Here is a 1,698-nt window from a genome sequence, read left to right on the forward strand (position 1 = left end):
ACTTTAGCCTGGAATTGGGCACGAGACAAAGGGGGCGCTCTCTACAATCTAGGCCATTTGACAATACAGACCAGCACGCTCAGCTACAATCGCGCACAAAAAAGCGAGACGGAGACAACGATGGAAAACCGCGGTAGCGCGCTGTGGACCTATATATCAGGGAGTGGCATCAAATACCGCACGGCCGTTTATGACAGCACATTGATTGGCAATGACTCGCATCCGGTCACCCGAACACAACAACCTGGTGACACCGGTACGCAAATCGTGAGTATCAAAAAATTTAACGGCGGAACGATCTATACCGCGACCCTCGACAGACGCGCGACGCTGGAGCTAAAACGCACAGTGATCGCGGAATCAGTGGGCCGCAATTGCGGTGGCTGGGGAAATATTTCAACAGAAAATATTTGGTCAGATGATAAAAGCTGCGCGTCATCCGGGGACCGGGGAGACCCCAAAATCAGACACCTGGCCGACAATGGCGGCTATACGCTGACGCACATGCCCAAAAAAGACAGTGGCCTACTGAGCGCGGCAGGGCACAACTGCAAGGACACAGACCAGCGAGGAGCACAACGAAAAAACGCAGATGGAGAAACCGGTACCGATACGCAGTGCGACATCGGTGCGGTAGAGCGAGGTCATACGCCACCGGGCCGCCAGACCCCGCACCCCATCGACAGGAGGGTACCGGAAGAATACAACGAAGATATTAGTGTGCTGAAAAGAAACATCAGCACACTACAGACACAAAAAGAGGCGCTTCAAGAACAGATCGCAGCAAAAGACGCGCGTATCGCGGAACTGGAAGCCCCAGATGAACTGCAAGTGACAATGGGAGACGCAGGAAAAATCAATCGTTTGACGTTAAACGACGACAGTGCACTGAAAGAATGGGAGACCTTAGTAAAAATCGGAGACGGAAACAACAACGAATCTGGAATACTGGCAAACACAACAACGCATCACATCAGAGGAATAACGGGCGGCAGCAAAATATCGGACGGAAAATTTGAAGGTGAAAACGGACTAATCCACTGGCGAGCAACATCAACGGTGATGCCTCGTACAAACGTCCATGTCACACGTTATGAAATTTGGAGCACTGCAGCATTCGGGGAAGTAGCGTTTGGCCTGTATGCGGACATTGACCTATACCCGGACACCAGCAGAAATTGGCTCGCTGTGGGCGGCAGAGGACACCTAAACAGGCTTTTAGTAACTAACAGTAATGACCACCCTACTAGTGGCGTAGCAATTGGCGTGAGATGGCTCAGAAACGCCTCCCGTATCGGATGGATGGGAAACCCTGAAAGATACACGCCTAACGGCGGGCGCGTACTGGACGCATCAACACTCACCGGCGCAGATGCGGGATGGGGAACATTCACACCAGACCAAGAACTATACCCGGGCGCAACAGGGTACGGCCCGGCAGATATAGCGCTAACTGTCGGAATACGCCTAAAACCATCAGCGACGCTAGCAAGTTTCGAGATTACAGTACTGGGAGCGCCTAACGGAGAAATCCCCAGCAATTGACAAACGCAAACAAATAGCTGAAATCGAGATTCCCCACTCTGTGGGGATGAACCGTTATTAGGCGGTATGACCTTGCAAGTGTGTCTTCGACCTCGTGATAGATTTTGGGACATTCCCAGTCCCCAAAATCGACTCGGCCTTTGACAACCTATT

The 1,698-nt window shown here is 51.9% G+C and carries 1 protein-coding gene; it reads left to right on the plus strand.

All coding sequences use genetic code 11. The annotated features are described in order from the left end of the window. Window positions 1-1,545, plus strand: a 1,545-nt coding sequence (locus ACOCD2_RS18845) for a choice-of-anchor Q domain-containing protein (protein WP_293650040.1), incomplete at its 5' end; no start/stop codon positions are given. Between the last annotated feature and the right edge of the window lie 153 nt (window positions 1,546-1,698).

The sequence above is a fragment of the Thiolapillus sp. genome (assembly GCF_048562965.1).
Taxonomy (GTDB): Bacteria; Pseudomonadota; Gammaproteobacteria; order Chromatiales; family Chromatiaceae; genus Thiolapillus; species Thiolapillus brandeum_A.